At 66.7% G+C, this 20545-nt stretch carries 20 protein-coding genes; 10 read left to right on the top strand and 10 right to left on the bottom strand.

Going from position 1 to position 20545, the window contains the following annotated elements:
• Positions 1–30 precede the first annotated feature (30 nt).
• From M1247_RS09350 to M1247_RS09340, 3 genes are all read right to left on the bottom strand, one after another.
• Positions 31–1086, bottom strand: a complete 1056-nt coding sequence (locus M1247_RS09350) for an NADH-quinone oxidoreductase subunit B family protein (protein ID WP_317155993.1) — start codon at positions 1084–1086, stop codon at positions 31–33.
• Positions 1087–1207: 121 nt separating this feature from the next.
• Positions 1208–1978 carry a hydrogenase nickel incorporation protein HypB gene (gene hypB, locus M1247_RS09345; protein ID WP_317155992.1) on the bottom strand — a complete coding sequence of 257 codons (771 nt, stop codon included), beginning with the start codon at positions 1976–1978 and terminating at the stop codon, positions 1208–1210.
• A gap of 1 nt (position 1979) precedes the next feature.
• Positions 1980–2309 (bottom strand): hydrogenase maturation nickel metallochaperone HypA/HybF, encoded by a 330-nt coding sequence (locus M1247_RS09340; RefSeq protein WP_317156186.1) that lies wholly within the window; start codon positions 2307–2309, stop codon positions 1980–1982.
• Positions 2310–2499: 190 nt separating this feature from the next.
• On the opposite strand from M1247_RS09340, the gene recA reads away from it, so the two are divergent.
• From recA to M1247_RS09325, 3 genes are read left to right on the top strand one after another with little or no spacing between them, the layout of a single operon-like run.
• A complete protein-coding gene (gene recA / locus M1247_RS09335) occupies positions 2500–3552 on the top strand; it encodes a recombinase RecA (RefSeq protein ID WP_317155991.1) in 1053 nt (350 codons plus the stop codon).
• The gene (gene recX, locus M1247_RS09330) at positions 3524–4078 is read left to right on the top strand and encodes a recombination regulator RecX (RefSeq protein ID WP_317155990.1); all 555 of its coding nucleotides are present in this window, start codon (positions 3524–3526) and stop codon (positions 4076–4078) included. Before recA ends, recX begins: the two co-directional genes overlap by 29 nt.
• Positions 4079–4109: 31 nt before the next feature.
• Positions 4110–4649 carry a phosphotransferase-like protein gene (locus M1247_RS09325; RefSeq protein WP_317155989.1) on the top strand — a complete coding sequence of 180 codons (540 nt, stop codon included), beginning with the start codon at positions 4110–4112 and terminating at the stop codon, positions 4647–4649.
• Positions 4650–4674: 25 nt separating this feature from the next.
• Here M1247_RS09325 and M1247_RS09320 read toward each other — a convergent pair whose 3' ends face one another.
• Genes M1247_RS09320 through M1247_RS09305 form a run of 4 tightly spaced genes read right to left on the bottom strand, consistent with a single transcriptional unit; the run spans position 4675 to position 7839 of the window.
• Entirely contained in the window at positions 4675–5571 is an 897-nt protein-coding gene (locus tag M1247_RS09320; protein WP_317155988.1) for an amino acid ABC transporter permease, read from the bottom strand.
• Complete coding sequence (locus M1247_RS09315) at positions 5571–6251, bottom strand: amino acid ABC transporter permease (protein WP_317155987.1); 681 nt, start codon at positions 6249–6251, stop codon at positions 5571–5573. Before M1247_RS09315 ends, M1247_RS09320 begins: the two co-directional genes overlap by 1 nt.
• Positions 6252–6273: 22 nt before the next feature.
• Positions 6274–7086, bottom strand: a complete 813-nt coding sequence (locus M1247_RS09310; protein ID WP_317155986.1) for a glutamate ABC transporter substrate-binding protein — start codon at positions 7084–7086, stop codon at positions 6274–6276.
• Between the two features lie 24 nt (positions 7087–7110).
• Positions 7111–7839 (bottom strand): amino acid ABC transporter ATP-binding protein, encoded by a 729-nt coding sequence (locus M1247_RS09305; RefSeq protein WP_317156185.1) that lies wholly within the window; start codon positions 7837–7839, stop codon positions 7111–7113.
• A gap of 205 nt (positions 7840–8044) precedes the next feature.
• On the opposite strand from M1247_RS09305, the gene miaB reads away from it, so the two are divergent.
• Together miaB and M1247_RS09295 are read left to right on the top strand one after the other, a co-directional pair.
• Entirely contained in the window at positions 8045–9565 is a 1521-nt protein-coding gene (gene miaB / locus M1247_RS09300; RefSeq protein ID WP_317156184.1) for a tRNA (N6-isopentenyl adenosine(37)-C2)-methylthiotransferase MiaB, read from the top strand.
• The gene (locus M1247_RS09295; RefSeq protein WP_410506850.1) at positions 9559–10191 is read left to right on the top strand and encodes an Rv2732c family membrane protein; all 633 of its coding nucleotides are present in this window, start codon (positions 9559–9561) and stop codon (positions 10189–10191) included. Before miaB ends, M1247_RS09295 begins: the two co-directional genes overlap by 7 nt.
• On the opposite strand, the gene M1247_RS09290 is transcribed toward M1247_RS09295, so the two are convergent.
• Positions 10188–11507, bottom strand: coding sequence for a DUF349 domain-containing protein (locus tag M1247_RS09290; RefSeq protein ID WP_317155984.1), 1320 nt, complete (start codon positions 11505–11507; stop codon positions 10188–10190). The two genes, M1247_RS09295 and M1247_RS09290, sit on opposite strands and share 4 nt — an antisense overlap.
• A gap of 151 nt (positions 11508–11658) precedes the next feature.
• Here M1247_RS09290 and M1247_RS09285 point away from each other — a divergent pair, with 151 nt between their 5' ends.
• The 5 genes from M1247_RS09285 to hflX are packed head-to-tail and all read left to right on the top strand — an operon-like array spanning position 11659 to position 16485.
• Positions 11659–12534, top strand: coding sequence for a DMT family transporter (locus tag M1247_RS09285; protein ID WP_317155983.1), 876 nt, complete (start codon positions 11659–11661; stop codon positions 12532–12534).
• Positions 12535–12543: 9 nt separating this feature from the next.
• Positions 12544–13251: a class III extradiol ring-cleavage dioxygenase family protein gene (locus tag M1247_RS09280; RefSeq protein WP_317155982.1), complete on the top strand. Its 708-nt coding sequence runs from the start codon at positions 12544–12546 to the stop codon at positions 13249–13251.
• Positions 13248–14159, top strand: a complete 912-nt coding sequence (gene miaA, locus M1247_RS09275) for a tRNA (adenosine(37)-N6)-dimethylallyltransferase MiaA (RefSeq protein ID WP_317155981.1) — start codon at positions 13248–13250, stop codon at positions 14157–14159. The genes M1247_RS09280 and miaA overlap by 4 nt, the downstream gene beginning before the upstream one ends.
• 4 nt (positions 14160–14163) lie before the next feature.
• On the top strand, positions 14164–15030 hold the full coding sequence (dapF, locus tag M1247_RS09270) for a diaminopimelate epimerase (RefSeq protein ID WP_317155980.1): 867 nt from the start codon (positions 14164–14166) through the stop codon (positions 15028–15030).
• A 45-nt stretch (positions 15031–15075) separates the two neighbouring features.
• On the top strand, positions 15076–16485 hold the full coding sequence (gene hflX / locus M1247_RS09265; protein ID WP_317155979.1) for a GTPase HflX: 1410 nt from the start codon (positions 15076–15078) through the stop codon (positions 16483–16485).
• A 66-nt stretch (positions 16486–16551) separates the two neighbouring features.
• On the opposite strand, the gene M1247_RS09260 is transcribed toward hflX, so the two are convergent.
• Both M1247_RS09260 and M1247_RS09255 read right to left on the bottom strand, forming a co-directional pair.
• Positions 16552–18051 carry a PE-PPE domain-containing protein gene (locus tag M1247_RS09260; RefSeq protein WP_317155978.1) on the bottom strand — a complete coding sequence of 500 codons (1500 nt, stop codon included), beginning with the start codon at positions 18049–18051 and terminating at the stop codon, positions 16552–16554.
• A 112-nt stretch (positions 18052–18163) separates the two neighbouring features.
• The gene (locus tag M1247_RS09255) at positions 18164–20452 is read right to left on the bottom strand and encodes a molybdopterin-dependent oxidoreductase (RefSeq protein WP_317155977.1); all 2289 of its coding nucleotides are present in this window, start codon (positions 20450–20452) and stop codon (positions 18164–18166) included.
• Positions 20453–20545: the final 93 nt, after the last annotated feature.

Here is a 20545-nt window from a genome sequence, read left to right as displayed (position 1 = left end):
TTACAAGATACGGGGATTTGGGCGAGGCACCTACCAGGTGCGGGACGCTCCCGTATCGAGCTTGGTACCGCGATGCCGCCACTTGGGTTCCTTGTCGACCGTGCGGCCGGTGATCTGGCGCAGGCTGCGGATCACCGAGCCGTACATGCCGGATGCCGTCGTCGACACCTTGCCGCCGGGCGGCTCATCCATGAACGGCATGAACTTGTCCGGAAACCCCGGCATGGTGCAGCCGATGCAGATCCCACCGACGTTCGGACAGCCGCCGATACCGTTCATCCATCCGCGCTTGGGAACGTTGCATTTGACAACTGGACCCCAACACCCAAGCTTCACAATGCATTTCGGGGAGCCGTACTCGGTCGCGAAGTCGCCTTGTTCGTAGTAGCCGGCCCGGTCACACCCTTCGTGCACGGTGCTGCCGAACAGCCACTTCGGTCGCAAGGCGTCGTCCAGCGGGATCATCGGAGCCTGATCGGTGGCCATGTAGAGCAGATACGTCAAGGTTTCGGACAGATTGTCCGGTTGGATCGGGCAGCCCGGCACACACACGATCGGAATGCCTGCCTTGCTCTTCCAGTCCCAGCCGAGATAGTCGGGCACACCCATTGCGCCGGTCGGATTACCGGCCATCGCGTGAATCCCGCCGTAAGTGGCGCAGGTGCCCACGGCGACAACGGCGGTCGCTTTCGGAGTGAGCCGGTCGAGCCACTCGCTGGTGGTCATCGGCTGACCGGTCGCCGGGTTGTTGCCGAACCCGCACCAATATCCTTCGTTTTTGATCTGTTCATTGGGAATGGATCCTTCGACAACCAGTACGAAGGGCTCCAGTTCGCCACGATCGGCCTTGAAGAACCACTCCAGGAAATCGTCGGCGCCACCGTTGGGCCCGCATTCGAAATCGATTAGGGGCCAGTGGACGGCGATCTTGGGCAGGCCGGGAAGTGCCCCGAGGGCAATCTCTTCGATGCTCGGTTGGGTGGCGGCAGTCAACGCCACCGAATCGCCGTCACAACTCAAACCGGCATTGATCCACAGCACGTGAATCAATGCCTCTTCCGCTTTGACTGCTGCCTCTGTTGGCATGTGTCACAGCTTTCCGGGGCCCGGGCTGAGAGCCCCAACGTCTTTGATGCTAGACGCGTGCGCATTGGTTGGCGCGTGAATACTGGGTCTACTCGGGGGTATTTGTCTTGTCAACAGCTGATCATGATGTTCCGTTGTCAGCGAGCGCGTCAATCCAGCCGTACCAGGTGTCGAGCCCATCTCCACGCGTTGCGGAGAGCGGCAGGATCGTCACCTCCGGGTTGACCGAGTGCGCACTGCTACAACAGGTTTCAAGATCGAAGTCCACGTAGGGGAGTAAGTCGATCTTGTTGAGGACCACCAGGCCTGCGGCGGCGAACATGTGCGGGTATTTCAGTGGCTTGTCGGCACCTTCGGTGACTGAGACGACGACTATCTTGCGATGTTCTCCAAGATCGAATAGTGCCGGGCAGACCAGGTTGCCGACGTTCTCGATGAACAGCAGGGTGCCCGGTTCGGGATCGAGGGCGTCGAGCGCGCGGTGCACCATCGCCGCGTCGAGATGGCAGCCGGCGCCGGTGTTGACCTGAACCGCGCGCGCACCCGCCGCTTTGATCCGGTCGGCGTCGAGCAATGTCTCCTGGTCTCCTTCGATCACCGCGATCGGACGTACCTGCCCGAGGTCACGGATGGTCCGTTCGAGCAGTGTGGTCTTGCCCGCTCCCGGTGAACTGGTGACGTTGAGCGCCAGGATGTTGTGCTCGGCCAGCCACTGTCGGTTCTTCGCGGCGAGGAGATCATTCTTGGCGAGTACCTTCTGCTCCAGCGAGATGGTCTCGGTGTGTTCGTGTTCATGGGGATGTTCGTGGCTGTGGTGGTCGTGGCCCCCGTGGTCGTGGCCGGCGAGGGTGATGACGGCACCGTCCTGACCGCAGCCGCAAGTTGCGCACATATCAGCTCACTTCCATGGAGAGAATTCGCAGATCCCGGCCGGCGGTCACCTCGACGTCGGCACTCCCGCATCCGCACAGCAGGATCAGATCGGTGAGTTCGAAGTCGGTGCCGCACACACGGCAGTGCGCTGTACCCGGATGGATGTCGAGGTCGAGTCGAGCGCCATCGGCCGCGGTGCCCTCGGTGATCATGTCGAAGCAGAAGAGCATCGAATCCGGGACAACCGCGCACAGTGCGCCGACCTCAAGTTTCACGCTGTGCACACGGCGACCGGCGGCGTGCTCGCACACCGCATCGACCACACTCTGGGTTATCGCCAACTCGTGCATTGCTGCCCCGTTTCGGGCCGGACCCATCCACGATATGCCTGATTCGCCACAGATACGGCGTGTCCACTTGAGTCGAACAGGTGTTCGTCTACTGTGGGCGGTGTTCGACCGACTTGTCGGTGGCCTCGTTTAGCGTCACGGCCAACCGATCGGAACACCGGTCAACACGACTACTTGGAGAGGCACCATCATGGCGCAACAGGCCCCTGACCGCGAAAAAGCACTCGAACTCGCGATGGCGCAGATCGACAAGAACTACGGCAAAGGCTCGGTGATGCGCCTCGGTGAGGAGGTGCGGCAGCCGATCTCTGTCATCCCCACCGGGTCGATCGCGCTGGACGTGGCACTCGGCATCGGCGGCCTGCCACGTGGCCGGGTCGTCGAGATCTACGGCCCGGAATCCTCGGGTAAGACCACGGTCGCGCTGCACGCGGTGGCCAACGCCCAGGCCGCAGGCGGCATCGCGGCCTTCATCGACGCCGAGCACGCGCTGGACCCGGAGTACGCCAAGAAGCTCGGCGTGGACACGGATGCGCTGCTGGTGTCCCAGCCCGACACCGGTGAGCAGGCCCTGGAGATCGCCGACATGTTGGTTCGGTCCGGCGCGCTGGACATCCTGGTGATCGACTCGGTTGCCGCGCTGGTGCCCCGCGCCGAGATCGAGGGCGAGATGGGCGACAGCCACGTCGGCCTGCAGGCCCGCCTGATGAGCCAGGCGTTGCGAAAGATGACCGGTGCATTGAACAATTCGGGCACCACCGCGATCTTCATCAACCAGCTCCGCGAGAAGATCGGTGTGATGTTCGGCTCGCCCGAGACGACCACGGGCGGTAAGGCTTTGAAGTTCTACTCTTCGGTTCGCCTGGATGTCAGGCGGATCGAGACGCTCAAGGACGGCACCGACGCGGTCGGTAACCGCACCCGGGTCAAGGTCGTCAAGAACAAGGTGTCGCCGCCGTTCAAGCAGGCCGAGTTCGACATCCTCTACGGCCACGGCATCAGCCGCGAAGGCTCGCTCATCGACATGGGTGTCGAGCACGGCTTCATCCGCAAGTCCGGGTCCTGGTTCACCTACGAGGGGGAGCAGTTGGGCCAGGGCAAGGAGAACGCTCGCAAGTTCCTGCTGGAGAACGGCGACGCCGCCAACGAGATCGAGAAGAAGATCAAAGAGAAACTCGGTATCGGCGCCGTTGTGACCGCCGAGGTGGCCGAAGATGTTCTGCCCGCCCCAGTCGACTTCTGAGCCGTCGGACCAGGGCGACGAGCAGACGCAGGACCCTCGCAAACGCGAGGAGCAGGCAAAGAATGTGTGCCTGCGTCTGCTCACCGTGCGGGCGCGCACGCGTGCTGAACTTGAGGAGCAGTTGACCAAGCGCGGATACCCCGATGAGGTCAGTGCGACAGTGCTCGACCGGCTCACCGACGTCGGACTCGTTGATGATGAGGACTTCGCCGAGCAGTGGGTGCGCTCACGGCACGCCAACGCCGGAAAAGGCAAGCGGGCGTTGGCGGTCGAGCTACGCAAAAAGGGTGTCGACAACGAGGTGATCGACGCGGCGCTGGCCGACTTGGATCCGGCGGCCGAGCGGCAACGGGCCGAGCAGTTGGTGCGCGACAAGCTGCGGCGTGAGCGCCTCAACGATGACGACGAGATGAAGGTGACGCGCCGGCTGGTCGGCATGCTGGCCCGGCGTGGTTACGGCCAGTCGATGGCGCTCGACGTGGTCCGCGTCGAGCTCGCCGGTGAGCGGGAGCGACGTCGGGTTTAGCAGGGCAGGCCGTCCCACTAGGTTCATCACCGTGAAAGGTGAAGTGGTGATCCTGTCCGGTCCTCCCGCAGTCGGGAAGACCACGGTGGCGGGGCTCATTGCCGGCGGCGCCGACAAGCCGACGGTGCATATGACGACAGACCAGTTCTACCGTGCCATCCGAACCGGATATATCGCACCGTATCTGCCTGCGGCGCAACGCCAGAACGAAGTAGTCGTCGATGCGATCGTCGCCGCCGTCGCTGCCTATGCCTGCGGTGGGTTCGATGTCGTCGTCGACGGCATCGTCGGGCCGTGGTTCCTCGCACCGTTCCGCACGCTGGTCAGCCAGCACGATCTGGTGGCGTCCTACATCGTGCTACGGCCGGCCCTCGACACGGCGCTGCAGCGTGCGCAGACACGTAGCGGCCTGGATCTGAAGGATCCCGATGCCATCACCGGTTTGCATCGCGCCTTCGCCGAGCTCTCCGAGCTGGAGAGTCACGTGATCGACAACGGTGCACTCGATGCCGGCGCCACCGCCGAGCTGGTGCGCCGCGCGATCGCTTCCGGCGGGTACCGCTTGACCTGACGGGAGCAGGGACGCGATGCCGGGATCAGTCCCGTTGTGACGGCAGCACCTGCGCCCCCGGCGCGCCTTCCTGTTCGGCTGCCTCGGCATCCAGCGGAGCCGGACCCCGACGAGATCGGCGCAGCCGACGTTCGAGCCAGGTGGCAAACGTCGAGAGCGCGAAGTTGATCGTGATGAGCAGCACCGCCACCACAATCAGTGCCGGAATGTAATTGCCGTAGGCGGACCCCAGGTTCGTGCTCTGGCGCACGACTTCGAGGAATAGGATCTGGTAACCGATCGCGGTGTCCTTGAGCACCACCACCATCTGGGAGACCAGGACCGGCAGCATCGACGTGATGGCCTGGGGCAACAGGATCGCCCGCATCGTCTGCCCCGAACTCAGACCGAGCGAGGCGGCGGCCTCGGACTGTCCGCGCGGCAGTGCGTGCACCCCGGCCCGCACGATCTCGGCGATCACCGCGCCGTTGTACAGCGTCAGACCGGTCACGACCCCGGCCAGGGCCTGGTACTTCGACGGGACCACGTCGTAGAGCCCGAACACCGAGAAGCTGAAGATCATCATGATCAGCACCGGCACGGCGCGGAAGAATTCCACGAGTACCGCACACGGCCAGCGGAGCAGCCAGAGCTGCGACAGCCGCCCGACCCCGAGCAGGAGTCCCAGCACCAGCGCTAACACGATGGACAGCGCGGCGGCGGTCAGCGTGCCCTGCAGCCCAGGCAGCAGATAGGTCTGCCACAGGTTGGCCGTCAGGAACGGCTCCCACTTGGCCCAGGTGAACTGCCCCTTCTCGGCGAACCGCCACAGCACAGCGGCGGCGATGAGCACCGCGAGCGCACCGGTGACATAGGCCGCGATCTGATTGCGGATCCGGCCGCGAGGACCGGGCGCATCGAAGAGAACCGACGTGCCCGCCATTACCGTTGCACCGCCAGTCTCTTGCCGAGCCAGCTGAACAACAAGCCCAGCGGCAGGGTGAGGATCACGAACCCGGCGGCGAAAATCGTGCCGACCGTCAGCAGCGCCGCGGTGTTCTCGGTCATTTCCTTCATCAGCAGTGCGGCCTCCGCCACGCCGATCGCCGAGGCGATCGTCGTGTTCTTGGTCAGCGCGATCAGCACCGAGCCCAGCGGCAGGATCACCGCGCGAAAAGCCTGCGGCAACAGGATCAACCGCAGGTTCTGCCCGAAGGAGAATCCCAGTGACCGGGCGGCCTCGGCCTGGCCCAGCGGCACCGTATTGACCCCCGAGCGCACCGTCTCACACACGAACGACGCGGTGTAGACCGTCAGTCCGAGGACCGCCAGCCTGAAATTGGTGTCCACGATGAAGGTGGGCGAGTCCGGATCGGTCAGGGTGATTCGCAGGGTCTGTCCCACGCCGAGTGAGCAGAACACGATGATCAGCGTCAGCGGCGTGTTGCGGATGACGTTGACGTACATCGTGCCGAGCCAGTTCAGCACCGGCACGGGCGCCAGCCGCATGGCGGCCAGCACCGTGCCCAGGATGAGCGCCCCGATACCGGAGTAGATCGTCAGTTGGATGGTGGTCCAGAATGCCGCGAAAATCTGATCGCGATACTCGGTGAAAATCTCCACGGGCGGGGTGGCTCCTGGCGGGTCAGCGGTCGACGGTCGGCGGTGCCGGTGTCTTGATACCGGCCGGCCCCAGATTCTTCTCGAACGCCTCTGCCCAGGCGCCGCTGGAGATCATCTTCTCGATCGCGTCGTTGATCTTGTTGCGCTGCTCGCTGTCGCCCTTCTTCAGCCCGATGCCGTACCGCTCCTCGGAGAACGTGTCGCCGACGACCTTGAAGGTTCCCGGGCTTTGCGCGGCGTACCCGGCCAGGATGACCTCGTCGGTGGTCACCGCGTCGACACCGCCGTTCTTGAGCGCGTCGATGCACAGCGTGTACGTGTCGTACTGCTGCAACTGGACCTTCGGATACTTGTCCTTGATCCGTTGTGCCGGTGTTGAACCGGCCACTGAGCACAGCTTCTTGTTGTTCTCCAGCGACGCGGCCCCGGTGATGTCGTTGTTGTCCGCACGCACCAACAGGCTCTGTCCGGTGATCAGGTAGGGCCCGGCGAAATCGACCTTCTGCTGACGCTCGGGGGTGATCGAGTACGTCGCGACGATGTAGTCGACCTGGTCGTTCTGGATCATCGTCTCCCGCTGAGGGGAGGGGGACTCCCGCCATTCGATCTGGTCTTCGCTGTAGCCGAGTTCGTTGGCCACGTACTTGGCCACGTCGACATCGAAACCTGCCAGGGTGCCGTCCGGATTCTTCTGACCCAGACCGGGCTGGTCATATTTGGTTCCGATCACGATCTTGTTGCCGTCGTCGCCGCTACCGCCACAGGCGGTCACAGCGAGCGGAAGGGCGATGGCGAGCGCAACGGCGCCGACAAACTTGAACGGCACAACGGGCATGGATGTGTTCCTTTCGGCGGAGCGTTAGTGATGCAGGATCTTGCCGAGAAAATCTTTCGCGCGTTCAGATTTCGGGTTGTCGAAGAATTCGGCGGGCTCGGCGTCCTCGACGATGGCGCCGTCGGCCATGAACACCACCCGGTCTGAGGCCCGACGGGCGAACCCCATCTCATGGGTCACCACGATCATCGTCATACCGTCACCGGCCAGTGCGGTCATCACCGCCAGCACCTCGTTGATCATCTCCGGGTCCAGCGCGCTGGTCGGCTCGTCGAACAGCATCACTTTCGGGTTCATCGCGAGCGAACGCGCGATCGCCACCCGTTGCTGCTGCCCGCCCGACAGCTGTGCGGGGTACTTGTCGGCCTGGTTGGCCACTCCGACGCGCTCCAGCAGCGCCATCGCGGTTTCCCGGGCCTTGTCCTTCGACGACTTACGCACCTTCATCGGCGCCAGCGCGACATTCTCCAGAATTGTCTTGTGCGCGAACAGGTTGAACGATTGAAAGACCATCCCGACATCGGAGCGCAGCTGCGCGAGCTTGCGGCCCTCGGCGGGTAGGAGTTGACCGTCGACCGAGATCGTGCCCGAGTCGATGGTTTCGAGTCGATTGACGGTGCGGCACAACGTCGATTTGCCAGACCCCGATGGTCCGAGCACCACGACCACCTGGCCCCGGCCCACATCCAGGTTGATGTCCTTGAGCACATGTAAATCGCCGAAATGCTTGTTGACACCCTGAAGCGAAATCATCGGGACGTCTGGCGGGGCCGAATCGTCGACCTGCGGCTGCGTGCCGGGGCTTCCCATGGCAGGTGACCTTACCCAGCCGACGCCGAGCGTGCCGGTATCTTGTGAATCCGCCGTGGCGGCGACATCCTGCCCGGAGCCGCAGCGGCGGCGACATCCTGCCGGGTCGGTGTCGCTCGCCCGTCCGTACCATAGGGCCGTGACTTCGATGGCAACCCGCGAGGCGACGGCAGCCCATGCCGCGCCGGCCGGTACGCGCACCTATCAGGTCCGTACCTACGGCTGCCAGATGAACGTGCACGATTCGGAGCGGTTGTCGGGGCTGCTGGAAACGGCCGGTTACCAGCGTGTGCCCGAGGGCGGGGACGCCGACGTGGTGGTCTTCAACACCTGCGCGGTGCGGGAGAACGCCGACAACAAGCTTTACGGCAACCTCAGCCACCTGGCACCGCGGAAACAGGCCGATCCGAACATGCAGATCGCCGTGGGCGGCTGCCTGGCGCAGAAGGATCGTGACGCGGTGCTCCGCCGGGCCCCCTGGGTGGATGTGGTCTTCGGGACCCACAACATCGGGTCCCTGCCGACGCTGCTGGAGCGGGCCCGACACAACCAGGCGGCCCAGGTTGAGATCGTCGAATCGTTGCAGGAGTTTCCCTCCACCCTGCCCGCGGCGCGGGAGTCCTCTTATGCCGCTTGGGTTTCGATTTCGGTGGGCTGCAACAACACCTGCACGTTCTGCATTGTGCCGTCGCTGCGCGGCAAGGAGGTCGACCGCAGGCCGGGCGACATCCTCGCCGAGGTGCAGTCACTGGTGGACCAGGGTGTGCTCGAGGTCACGCTGCTGGGTCAGAACGTGAATGCCTATGGTGTGTCGTTCGCCGACCCCGAGATTCCACGGGACCGCAGTGCATTCGCGAAACTGCTCCGGGCCTGCGGCGGCATCGACGGGTTGGAGCGGGTGCGGTTCACCTCACCGCATCCGGCGGAGTTCACCGACGACGTGATCGAGGCGATGGCGGCGACACCCAACGTGTGCCCGACGCTGCACATGCCGTTGCAATCCGGATCCGACCGTCTGCTCAAGGCGATGCGGCGGTCCTACCGGGCCGAGCGCTACCTGGGCATCATCGAGAAGGTGCGGTCCGCAATCCCGCATGCCGCCATCACCACCGACCTGATCGTCGGGTTCCCCGGCGAAACCGAGGCCGACTTCCAGGCCACCCTGGACGTGGTCGAGCAGTCGCGGTTCGCCACCGCGTTCACCTTCCAGTACTCCAAGCGGCCCGGCACGCCGGCTGCAGACATGCCCGACCAGCTGCCCAAGGCCGTTGTGACCGAACGCTATCAGCGCCTGATCGAGTTGCAGGAGCGCATCTCGCTGCACGAGAACCAGGCACAGGTGGGCCGCGTCGTCGAACTGCTCGTCGCCACCGGCGAGGGCCGCAAGGACGCCAGCACCGCCAGGATGTCCGGACGTGCCCGCGACGGCAGGCTCGTGCATTTCGCCCCGGGCGACGCCGATATCCGGCCGGGTGACGTCGTGACGACCACCGTCACCGGGGCCGCGCCGCACCATTTGATCGCCGACGCCGTGCTGACAGAGCACCGGCGGACGCGGGCCGGCGACGCACACGCGGCGGGGCAACGGCCACGCACCGGCGTGGGCCTGGGGATGCCGCGAATCGGCGCACCGGTGCAGCCGGCGCCTTCTGGAGGATGTGACTGTTGACCCACGAGGGAGACTTCGACCAGTTCAAGGGCGACCTCGACGCCGTCGAACGCAAGATCGCTCGCGAGTTCGACCCGGGAGTGCGGGCCATGGTGGTCGCGATCCTGGTGTTCGTGGTGCTGATCTCATTTGTCCTGCCGCATACCGGTGACACCAAGGGTTTCGATGCGCTCGTCGGTGACGACATCGCGATCCGGGACGGGATCTCGCTGCCGTCCCGGGTGTTCGTCTGGCTGGCCCTCGTGTTCTCGGTCGGCTTCTCCACCGCTGCGTTGCTGACCCGCCGCTGGGCATTGGCCTGGGTGGCGCTGGCCGGATCGGCGGTGGCCAGCGTGCTGGGCATGCTGGCGGTGTGGTCCCGGCAGACCGCGCCCGAGCCGCATCCCGGACCGGGTTTCGGATTGGTGATCGCGTGGCTCGCGGTCATCGTGCTGACGTTCCACTGGGCGCGGGTGGTCTGGTCGCGCACCGCCGTGCAGTTGGCCGCGGAGGACGAACGCCGTCGTTCCGCAGCGCAGCGAAACCACCGCGGCCTGCTCGACGAGATCGACAAGCCCGACGTCGAAAAACCCGGCACGGACAACCCTGACTCTCCTGAGGAGCCAGGGAAGCCCGAAACGCCCTAGCGGCGTTTACCCAGCGCTTCGGCCGCCGCGTCGGCCCACTGGCGCCATTGCTCGGCGCTTGCCCTGGCCTCTTCGGCATCCTTGGCGCGGCCCGCGGCCTGTGCCTTCTCTGCCTGACGCTCGAATTGCTCGGCGCGGACCCGGAACTGGTCGGCACGGGCCTGCGCCTCAGGATCTACGCCGCTGGTCGGAGCGTCGCGCACCTTCTTCTCGACGGCGCGTAGCCTGCGCTCGAGATCGGCACTGCGTTCCCGGGGGACCTTGCCGATGGCATCCCATTTGTCACCGATCAGCCGCAGAGCGGCCCTGGCCGCATCCAGATCGCTGGTGTCGAGCTTCTCGGCCTCTGCCAGCAGCGCCTCTTTGGCGGCGGCGTTCGCCTTGAATTCGGCATCGCGTTCGGCGTGGGCGGCGTTGCGTGCCGAAAAGAAGGTGTCCTGGGCGCCCTTGAACCGGTGCCACAGCGCGTCGTCGACATCTTTGGCCGCACGACCCACCGATTTCCACTCGGTGAGCAGGTCGCGGAATGCGGCCGCGGTGGCGCCCCAGTCGGTGGAGCCGGACAGCTCCTCAGCACGCTCACACAGCGCTTCTTTGGCCTGCCGGGCGCCCACCCGTCCACGGTCGAGTTCGGCGAAATGGGAGCCGCGGCGACGGTTGAACGTTTCGCGCGCCGCCGAGTAGCGCTTCCACAGCGCGTCGTCGGTCTTGCGGTCCAGACCGGTGATCGTGCGCCACTCGTCGAGGATCTCGCGGAGGCGATCCCCGGCGGCCTTCCACTGGGTGGCGTTGGCAGCCAGATCCTCGGCCTCGGCGGCGAGTTCCTCCTTGCGCGCGGTCTGCGCGGCGCGCTGCTCATCACGCTGGGCCCGTTCGGTCTGCGCGGCCGCGTCGGCCTGATCGACGATCGTGGCAAGCCGCGCGCTCAATGCGTCGACATCGCCGAGAACCGCTGCGGTGGGCAGAGTTTCGGCCAGCGAGGTAGCCGCCGACTTGATCTTGCGGGCGTCTCCGGTGCCGGTGGTGAGGCGTCGCTCCAACAGGGCCACCTCGGTGTGCAGATCGTCGAAGCGCCGACCGAAATGCGCATACGCGGACTCGGTGTCGCCTGCCTGCCATGAACCGATGACTCGTTCGCCGGATGCGGTGGTCAGCCACACCGTTCCATCGGGTTCGACCCGGCCGAAGCGGTGGGGATCGCTTGCCGGCGCGACGGGAACCACGGGGGCGGTGGCCGGGCCGGGATGGGGGATGGGACGGGGTCCGGGCCTGGGGGCAGGCTTCGGGGTGGGCCGGCCTGGCTCGCTGGTTGTCATATCCGCTCCTCGTGCTCCGCGCGGTTACCCGCGCACCTGCCGCGCGACGCGGCGCCGATAGCTGTCAGTTTCGACCGCTATTCAAGCAGGTCGCGTTGTGTCATGCCCATGGCTTTAGGCTCAATGGCCCCACAAACTCTGGAGGACGCCGGTGGCCAAGGCCGATATCGCGGCACTGCTCGCCCTGGGCGCCGCCTTGTTCATCGCCTTCGGCGACGTCATTCACCAGCACTCCGCGCAGCGTGTGACCGATGAACCAGTCGGCCACCTGGGACTGTTCGCCCGGCTACTGCGGGATCGCCGATGGTGGCTGGGCAGCCTGGTGGCGGCGGTCGGGTTCGGGTTGCAGGCCGCCGCCCTCGGCCTCGGCTCGGTGTTGCTGGTGCAGGCATTGCTGGTCACCTCCCTGCTGTTCGCGTTGCCGATCAACGCCCGGCTGACGCACCGCCGGGTGACGCGCTGGGAATGGTTGTGGGCGGCGCTGCTGGCCGGTGCGGTCGCCGTCATCGTCACTGTCGGAAATCCGACCGCGGGCCACACCCGGGCCCCGTTGGAAACCTGGGTTCTCGTCGTCGCGGTGCTTGGGCCGGTGCTCGCGCTGTGTCTGCTGGGATCACGGCTGGCCTCCGGCGCCGTCAGAGCCGTGCTGCTCGCCGTGGTGTCCGGTGCGCTGTGGGGTGTGTTCGCGGTGCTCACCAAGGGCGTGGTGGATCACCTCGACGACGGCCTCTGGGCGGTCCTGGCCACCCCGGAGCTTTATGCGTGGGCGGCGGTGGCGGTCGCGGGGACCGCGGTCCAGCAGTCCTCGTTCCGGGCAGGCGCGCTGACCGCGTCCCTGCCGACCATGACCGTCGCGGAACCGACGGTCGGATCGGTGCTCGGCGTCGTCGTGCTCGGTGAAACGCTGCACCCCGGAGAAGCCGGATGGTTCACGCTGATCGTGGCGGTGGCCGCGATGGTCCTCGCCACCGTGGCACTGGCTCGCGGGGAGGCCGTCAGCGAACAGTCCGCCTCGGGTGCGCACTAGTTTGGTGACGTGCTCAGCGCCATCGCGATCGTCCCTTCTGCACCGGTGATGGTGCCCCAATTGGTGGGTTCGGCCGCTGCCGAGACCAGTGAGTTGCGTGCCGCCGTGCTCGCTGCGGCGAGCATCCTGCCGCAGCGGTGGATCGCAGTCGGCGTCGGGCCGGACGATGCGGTGTTCGGTCCAGAGGCGGCCGGAACTTTCGCCGGCTTCGGCGTCGACGTGCCGGTGCGGTTGAGTCCGACGTCATCCGGTCCCGCCGCCGACCTACCGCTGTGTGCGCTCATCGCGGGATGGATCCGCGGTGCGGCCGATCCGTCGGCCGGCGTCGAGGTACGGGTCTGTGCGACGACGCACCCGGTCGAGGTGGCGGTCGCGGTCGGCAGACGGTTGCGCGACCAGATCGACGAGTCGGACGAGCCGGTGGGCGTGCTCATCGTCGCCGACGGCGCGAACACCCTGAGCCCCCCGGCGCCCGGCGGATACGAGCCCGATTCGCTCGGGGTTCAGCAGGCTCTCGACGATGCCCTCGCCTGCGGTGACGTGGCGGCTCTGACCGCACTGCCGGATGCCGTCGTGGGCCGGGTGGCCTACCAGGTGTTGGCCGGTCTGACCGGGTCGGACCCGGTCGCGACACATGAGATTTATCGGGCGGCACCATACGGTGTCGGGTATTTCGCGGGAACGTGGAGCCCGGTGACCGGGGGATCGGCGCCGTGAGGCCGATCGCGGTGATCGGACCCACCGGCACCGGCAAATCCGCATTGGGCCTGGCGCTCGCCGAGCACCTGGGCGGCGAGATCGTGAACGCCGACGCGATGCAGCTGTACCGGGGGATGGACATCGGGACGGCCAAGCTGACGGTGGCCGAACGCCGCGGGATCCCGCATCACCAGCTGGACGTGCTTGAGGTCACCGAAACCGCGACCGTCGCCCGCTACCAGCAGGCGGCCGCGGCTGACATCGAAGCCATCGCGGCTCGAGGTGCGGTCCCGATCGTCGTCGGCGGCTCCATGCTGTACATCCAGTCGTTGTTGGACGAATGGTCGTTCCCGGCCACCGATCCGGTGGTGCGGGCACGGTGGGAGGCCGAGCTGGCCGAGGTGGGGGTGGCCGCCCTGCACGCCGAACTGACGCGCGTGGACCCGGCCGCGGGGGCGTCGATCCTGCCCACCGACGGCAGGCGCGTGGTGCGGGCCCTTGAGGTGGTCGAGCTGACCGGGCAGCCGTTCGCGGCGTCGGCGCCCCGTATCGGCGAACCCCGCTGGGACACTGCGATCGTCGGACTGGATCGGGAGACCACAGCTCTCGATGCGCGGCTGGCGCGGCGCACCGACAAGATGTTCGCCGACGGCCTGGTCGACGAGGTGCGGCTACTGCTGGAACGCGGCTTGCGCGACGGGGTGACCGCGGCGCGGGCGCTGGGTTACGCACAGGTGCTCGCCGCCCTCGACGCCGGCGACGACCCGGATTTCGACGAGGCTCGGGAGGCGACGTTCATCGGCACCCGCCGCTACGTGCGTCGGCAGCGGTCCTGGTTTCGACGTGATCACCGGGTCCGCTGGCTGGACGGATCCGACGACGGCCTGGTGGAGTCCACGGTGCACGCCTGGCGCCACGTATCCTGAGCAGGTGATCTTTGCCAAAGGGCACGGCACCGAGAACGCCTTCGTGGTGCTGCCCGACCTGGATGCCCGGTTGGTGCTGGCGCCTGCCACGGTGGCCGCGCTGTGCGACCGCCGCCGGGGACTGGGCGCCGACGGCGTCCTGCGGGTGACGACGGCCGGTGCCGCGCGGGACGCAGGTGTGTTCGACCGGCTGCCCGACGGCGTCGCGGCGGGGGACTGGTACATGGATTACCGCAACGCCGACGGTTCGATCGCGCAGATGTGCGGCAACGGGGTGCGGGTCTTCGCACACTATCTGCGGGCATCCGGACTGGAATCGGCCGACGAGTTCACGGTCGGCTCGCTGGCCGGCCCCCGGCCGGTGGTGCTCAATCGGGCCGACGCCGCCACCGCGGACGTGACTGTGGAGATGGGCAAGGCCAACCAGTTCGGTACCGGGTCTGCTGTGGTCGGCGGCCGCAGTTTCACCGGGCTGGCGGTCGACGTCGGCAACCCGCACCTGGCCTGTGTCGCAGTGACCGGCGAGGAACTGGAGACCCTGGACGTCGGTGCGCCTGTCTCGTTCGATCCGACGCAGTTCCCCGATGGGGTGAACATCGAGATTCTGACTGCACCGGCCAACGGCGCGGTGTCGATGCGCGTGCATGAACGCGGCGTCGGCGAGACCCGGTCCTGCGGCACGGGCACCGTCGCCGCGGCGGTGGCCGCCCTGAAACATCAGGGCGCGGACACCGGCGCCCTGCAGGTGCGCATCCCGGGCGGTGAGGTGACCGTGACGATCACCGAATCCACCAGTTACCTGCGCGGACCGTCGGTCCTGGTGGCGCGCGGCGAGCTGTCCGAACAGTGGTGGAACACTGCGCACGCGTAATTGGGGTGCGCGACCACTGACATACGTGCCAACCTGGAAGCAGACATGACGTATTCAGAGAATCCCGCCACCCCCAGCACGGGCGAGTTGGCCCTTGAAGACCGCGCCTCCCTGCGCCGCGTCGCCGGACTCTCCACCGAATTGGCCGACGTCTCCGAGGTCGAGTACCGCCAGCTGCGACTGGAACGCGTGGTGCTGGCGGGGGTGTGGACCGAAGGCAGCGCCGCTGATGCCGACGCGAGCCTGGCCGAGCTGGCAGCGCTGGCCGAGACCGCGGGCTCCGAGGTGCTCGAGGGCCTGATCCAGCGCCGCGACAAGCCCGACCCGTCGACCTACATCGGTTCGGGTAAGGCCGCCGAGTTGCGTGAGGTGGTCACGGCTACCGGTGCGGACACCGTGATCTGTGACGGTGAGTTGTCACCGGCCCAGCTGAACTCGCTGGAGAAAGTGGTCAAGGTCAAGGTCATCGACCGCACCGCGCTGATCCTGGACATCTTCGCCCAGCACGCCACCAGCCGGGAAGGCAAGGCGCAGGTGTCGCTGGCGCAGATGGAGTACATGCTGCCCCGGCTGCGCGGCTGGGGTGAGTCGATGTCGCGGCAGGCCGGTGGCCGGGCCGGCGGCGAGGGCGGCGGTGTGGGAACCCGCGGGCCTGGCGAGACCAAGATCGAGACCGATCGTCGCCGGATCCGCGAGCGGATGGCCAAGCTGCGCCGTGAGATCCGCGATATGAAGAAGATTCGCGACACCCAGCGCAACCGCCGGCTGTCCGCCGATGTCGCATCGGTGGCCATCGTCGGCTACACCAACGCCGGTAAGTCCAGTCTCCTCAACGCGTTGACCGGGGCAGGCGTCCTGGTGGAGAACGCGCTGTTCGCCACCCTCGAACCCACCACGCGCCGCGGCGAATTCGACGATGGCAGGCCGTTCGTGTTGACCGACACGGTGGGATTCGTCCGGCACCTGCCCACCCAGTTGGTGGAGGCGTTCCGGTCCACACTGGAGGAGGTCGTCGACGCCGACCTGCTGGTGCACGTGGTGGACGGCTCCGACGTCAACCCGCTCGCTCAGATCAACGCGGTGCGACAGGTCGTCAACGACGTGGTCGCCGAATACGATGTGCCGTCGCCGCCGGAACTGTTGGTCGTCAACAAGATCGATGCGGCGACGGACCTCGGACTGGCTCAGTTGCGACGCGCGCTGCCGGACGCGGTGTTCGTGTCGGCGCGCACCGGGGACGGCCTCGACCGGTTGCGTACGCGGATGAGCGAGTTGGTACCCCCCACCGACGCCACGGTCGACGTGACGATTCCCTACGACCGCGGCGACCTCGTCGCGCGGGTGCACACCGAGGGACGGGTGGATGCCACCGAGCACACCGCCGACGGCACCCGGATCAAAGCGCGGGTACCGGCGCCGCTGGCCGCCAACTTGCGCGAATTTGCCACCTTCTGAGCCCGCGAACAGACGCTGAGGTCCCCGCGCGCCCGGCGTGTCGGGGACCTCAGCGTCTGCTCGCGGTCAGGCCGCAGGTGCGGATTCCTTGGACTTGGCGTCGTCACGGTCCTGCCTCAACACCTTGCGCACCGAGGTGCCGACCGATTTGGCGAAGTCACGGACCGGATGGTTCTTGATGCCCAACGCCTTTTGCAACGACGGCCGCTGCGGGGCGTCGGTGTCGTCGTCACCACCTGGCAGCGTCAGGCCGGTCTTCGGCTTGGCGATCGGGCTCAGCCGGATCAGTGGCTTGCGATCGGGTTTGACGGCGAGCGCTTTCGTATTACTGGGCGCAGCCAGCGTCTTGGTGGTCAGGTCCTCGACGTCGGGCTCCGGCGCGGTATCGGCGGACTCCGTCGGATCGGTCCAGCCGGGCAGCGGCGCCAGCCCCGGTTCGCGCGCAGCCTTGATGCCCTCCGGAATGTCGTTGATCAGGTCGCTCGCCAGTTTGACGGGGTTGATTTTCGGGATCAACCGGAACGGGGTCGGTGTCCCGTAATCAGCACGGTCGTAACCGGTTTCGATCAGTGTCTGGGTCAGCGGCGAGACCAGGTCGACGACCGGTATCACCAGAGCCGACGTACCGGTGGCCGCGCCGAGGTCCAACAGCGGCTGCATGATCGGCAGGTACTTCGCCGGTAGCGTGACGTAGGTGGTGTCGCCGTGCACCTGGCAGTGCGTGGCCGCCGTGCAGCTCTCCGTGGCTTGCTCGACTGCGGCCTTCACCTGTTCGGGGGTGTAGCCGTACGGCGTCGAGGTGACCGGTTCACCGTCGTCGGGAGCCAGGTAGGTGCCGTGGACGTACTCGAACCCGGCGAGCGCGTTGGCCAGCGCCAACGGGTTGAGCACCCACGACGGGGCATCGGAGACACCGTCGTACTGCAGTGCGATGTCGACGGTGTCGATGTCGGTGTCGGTGGGTGTCGGCTGGCCGAACGTGGCATCCAGGATCGGCACGGTGCCCAGGATGGCCAGCCGCTCGAACAGCCCGCCGTTCGGCCGGTTCGGGTTGCCGATCAACACGAACGACAGGTACTGCTTCTGCTCGTCGGGCAGATCGGCCAGGTTGCGTTTGACGATGCTGGACACCGTTGCGCCCTGCGAATAGCCGAACACGATGACGGGATGGTCCGCAGAGGGATTGTTCGTACCCACGAGTTCGCCGGTCAGCCGGGTGACGCCGCTCTGTACCGAGACGTTCCACTTCGCGCCGTCAAGGCCGCCCCAGCCGGGGAACGGGAACGGCCAGAACTGTGCGATGTACGGCACCGCAACCGGATTCGTGCAACCGTCGGTGCCGCAGGTCCCGCCCGGCGCGACGTAGTAGGCCACGGCGTTTTCCATGTAGTTCTCGTCGTCCTGGGGTATCGGTGTTCCGGTGCCCGGCACGATCAACGGCGTCGTCGCCACCACCAGGCCGACCGCGGCGGTGAAGGTCGGCGACATGCTGATGGCAATCGAGCCGGACACCGCGACCGCGGCTACCAGGACCGACCGGGCTGCAGAACGAGGCGAGAAGCGCATCGGCTGTATCTCCTTCTGCTGACGCGGCCGTCAGCGCAAAGGCATCTTTACACTGCGCGGCGGCGCCCATCGGGCAAACGGCCGAACTCGTTGCTGTGGGTGTGCGTCCGCGCTAGTGAGTGCGGATCACCGGCGGTTCATGGGCACGTATCGGTGGCAGGGGTTGATCGAACTTCTCGATCTGCACCAGGACGTGTGCTCCGGTGCAGCCGCGCGCCAGTGATGAGGTGCCGACGTCGTCGGTCAGCACGTTCGGATTGCCGTGTACGCACATCGAGTCGGGGTCGGCAGGATCGGCCGGGTCGAACCACGCCCCGGTCGAGAGCTGCACCACCTCGGGCCGCAGTCGATCATCGACCACGACACCGGCCAGGCAGGCCCCGCGGTCGTTGAACACCCGCACCACGTCGCCGTCGGCCAGGCCGCGCGCCGCTGCGTCCCGGGAGTGCATCCGGATCGGTTCACGCCCATGCACTTTCGACTTCATACTGGTCGCGCCGCCGTCCAGTTGGCTGTGCAACCGCGTGGCGGGCTGATTGGCCAGCAGGTGCAGCGGGTACTGCGATGCGCGGGACCCGCCGAGCCATTCCGCGGGCTCATACCAGGTGGGATGCCCGGCGCAGTCGGTGTAGCCGAAGCCGGCGATGGTCTCGGAGAAGATCTCGATGCGTCCGCTCGGCGTCGCCAGGCGGTGGTTCTGCGGGTCGGCGCGGAAGTCGCCGAGCAGCGTCAGCCCTGGCTCGGTCGGCAGCCGCAGCTGACCGGCCGCCCAGAATTCGTCGAACGTCGGAACCGCGAAATCGAGCCCGGCAGACCACTTCTCGTACATGTGGACCAACCACTGGCGGGCGGTGCGGCCCTCGGTGAACTGGTCGCCGAAGCCGAGCCGGTCAGCAACGGCGGCGAAAGTGGTGTAGTCGTCGGCCGAACTCTCATACGATTCGGTCAGTGCGCGCATGGCGACCAGCAGCGGGTCGTTGCGGGATCCGGAGAAATCCTCGCGTTCGTAGGCGGTGGTCGACGGCACCACGATGTCGGCGTGCTTGGCCATCGCGGTCCAGTACGGATCGTGGACGACGACCGTGTCCACCCGGGCCAGCGCACGGCGCAGCCGGGGCAGGTTCTGGTGGTGGTGAAACGGGTTCCCGCCCGCCCAGTACACGCACCTGATGTCGGGATAGGTCAGCTTCATGCCGTTGAAGTCGAACGGCTCGCCCGGGTGCAGCAGCATGTCGGTGATCGCGGCCACCGGAATGAACGTCTGGACAGGGTTGGGTCCCTGGGGCAGCGTGGGCAGTCCGCACCGCAGCGGCGGCAGGCCGGGCTCGTTCATCGATCCGTACCCGTGGCCGAAACCGCCACCGGGCACACCGATCTGGCCGAGCATCGCGGCCAGCGTCAGTCCCATCCACGGCGCTTGTTCGCCGTGGCGGATGCGCTGCAGCGACCAACTGACGGTGACGATGGTGCGGGCCGTCGTCATCCGGCGGGCCAACGAGACGAGGTCGTCGGCGGCCAACCCGCTGATGCGTGCCGCCCACTCCGGGGATTTCGCAACTCCGTCATCCGTGCCGAGCAGGTACCGCTCGAAGCGCTCGTAACCGGTGCAGTAGCGGTCCAGGAAGCCGCGATCGGCGAGACCTTCGGTGGCCAGCACATAGGCCAGCGCGAGCATGACCGCCACGTCGGTACCGGGTCTCGGCGCATGCCACTCGCACTCGCCGTCGACATCGTCGCGCAGCGGGCTGAAAGAGACGATCCGCCCGCCGCGATCCCGGAACCGGCGCAGCGCATCACGTGTCGGATGTGCAGTGGTGCCACCATGATTGGTGCCGGTGTTCTTCAACGCCAGCCCGCCGAAACACACCAGCAGGTCCGTGTGCTCGACGATCACCTCCCAGTCGGTGGACCGCTTGAACAGATCGTCGTGCGTGCCGACCACCCGCGGCATGATCACGCCCGTGGCGCCCAGGCTGTAGGAATGACGCGAAGACGTGTACCCGCCAAGAAGTTTCAGGAAGCGGTGCACCTGGCTCTGGGCATGGTGAAACCTGCCTGCGCTGGCCCAGCCGTACGAACCGCCGTAGATGGCCTCGTTGCCGTAGGTGTCGACGACGCGCTTCAGCTCGCCGGCCAACAGATCGGTGAGTTCATCCCAGGACACCGCGACGAACTCGTCGGCCCCGCGCATGCGGCTCGGTCCCGGCCCGTCGCGCAACCAACCACGCCGCACCGCCGGAGTGGCGACGCGCGAGCGGTGCCGGATCGAGCCGGGCAGATTGCCCAACAGGGGGGAAGGATCGACGTCGCCGGTCAGCGGTGTGACGGCGGCGATCTCACCGTGGGTGACATCGGCGGTGAAGGCACCCCAGTGCGCGAGGCTCGCGGGGGACTGAGGCATAGCGGCAGTTTACGGCCCTGCCCCGCGTACCTCCGGTGCTCCAGTTCGCCCGCGTACCTCCGGTACGACCAACCGCCCGGTTGGTATAAGTTG

This window comes from Mycobacterium appelbergii (genome assembly GCF_032883035.1).
GTDB classification, from domain to species: Bacteria; Actinomycetota; Actinomycetes; order Mycobacteriales; family Mycobacteriaceae; genus Mycobacterium; species Mycobacterium appelbergii.
Note: the sequence above shows the minus strand (reverse complement) of the source record. Positions and strands in the feature narration are given on the sequence as shown.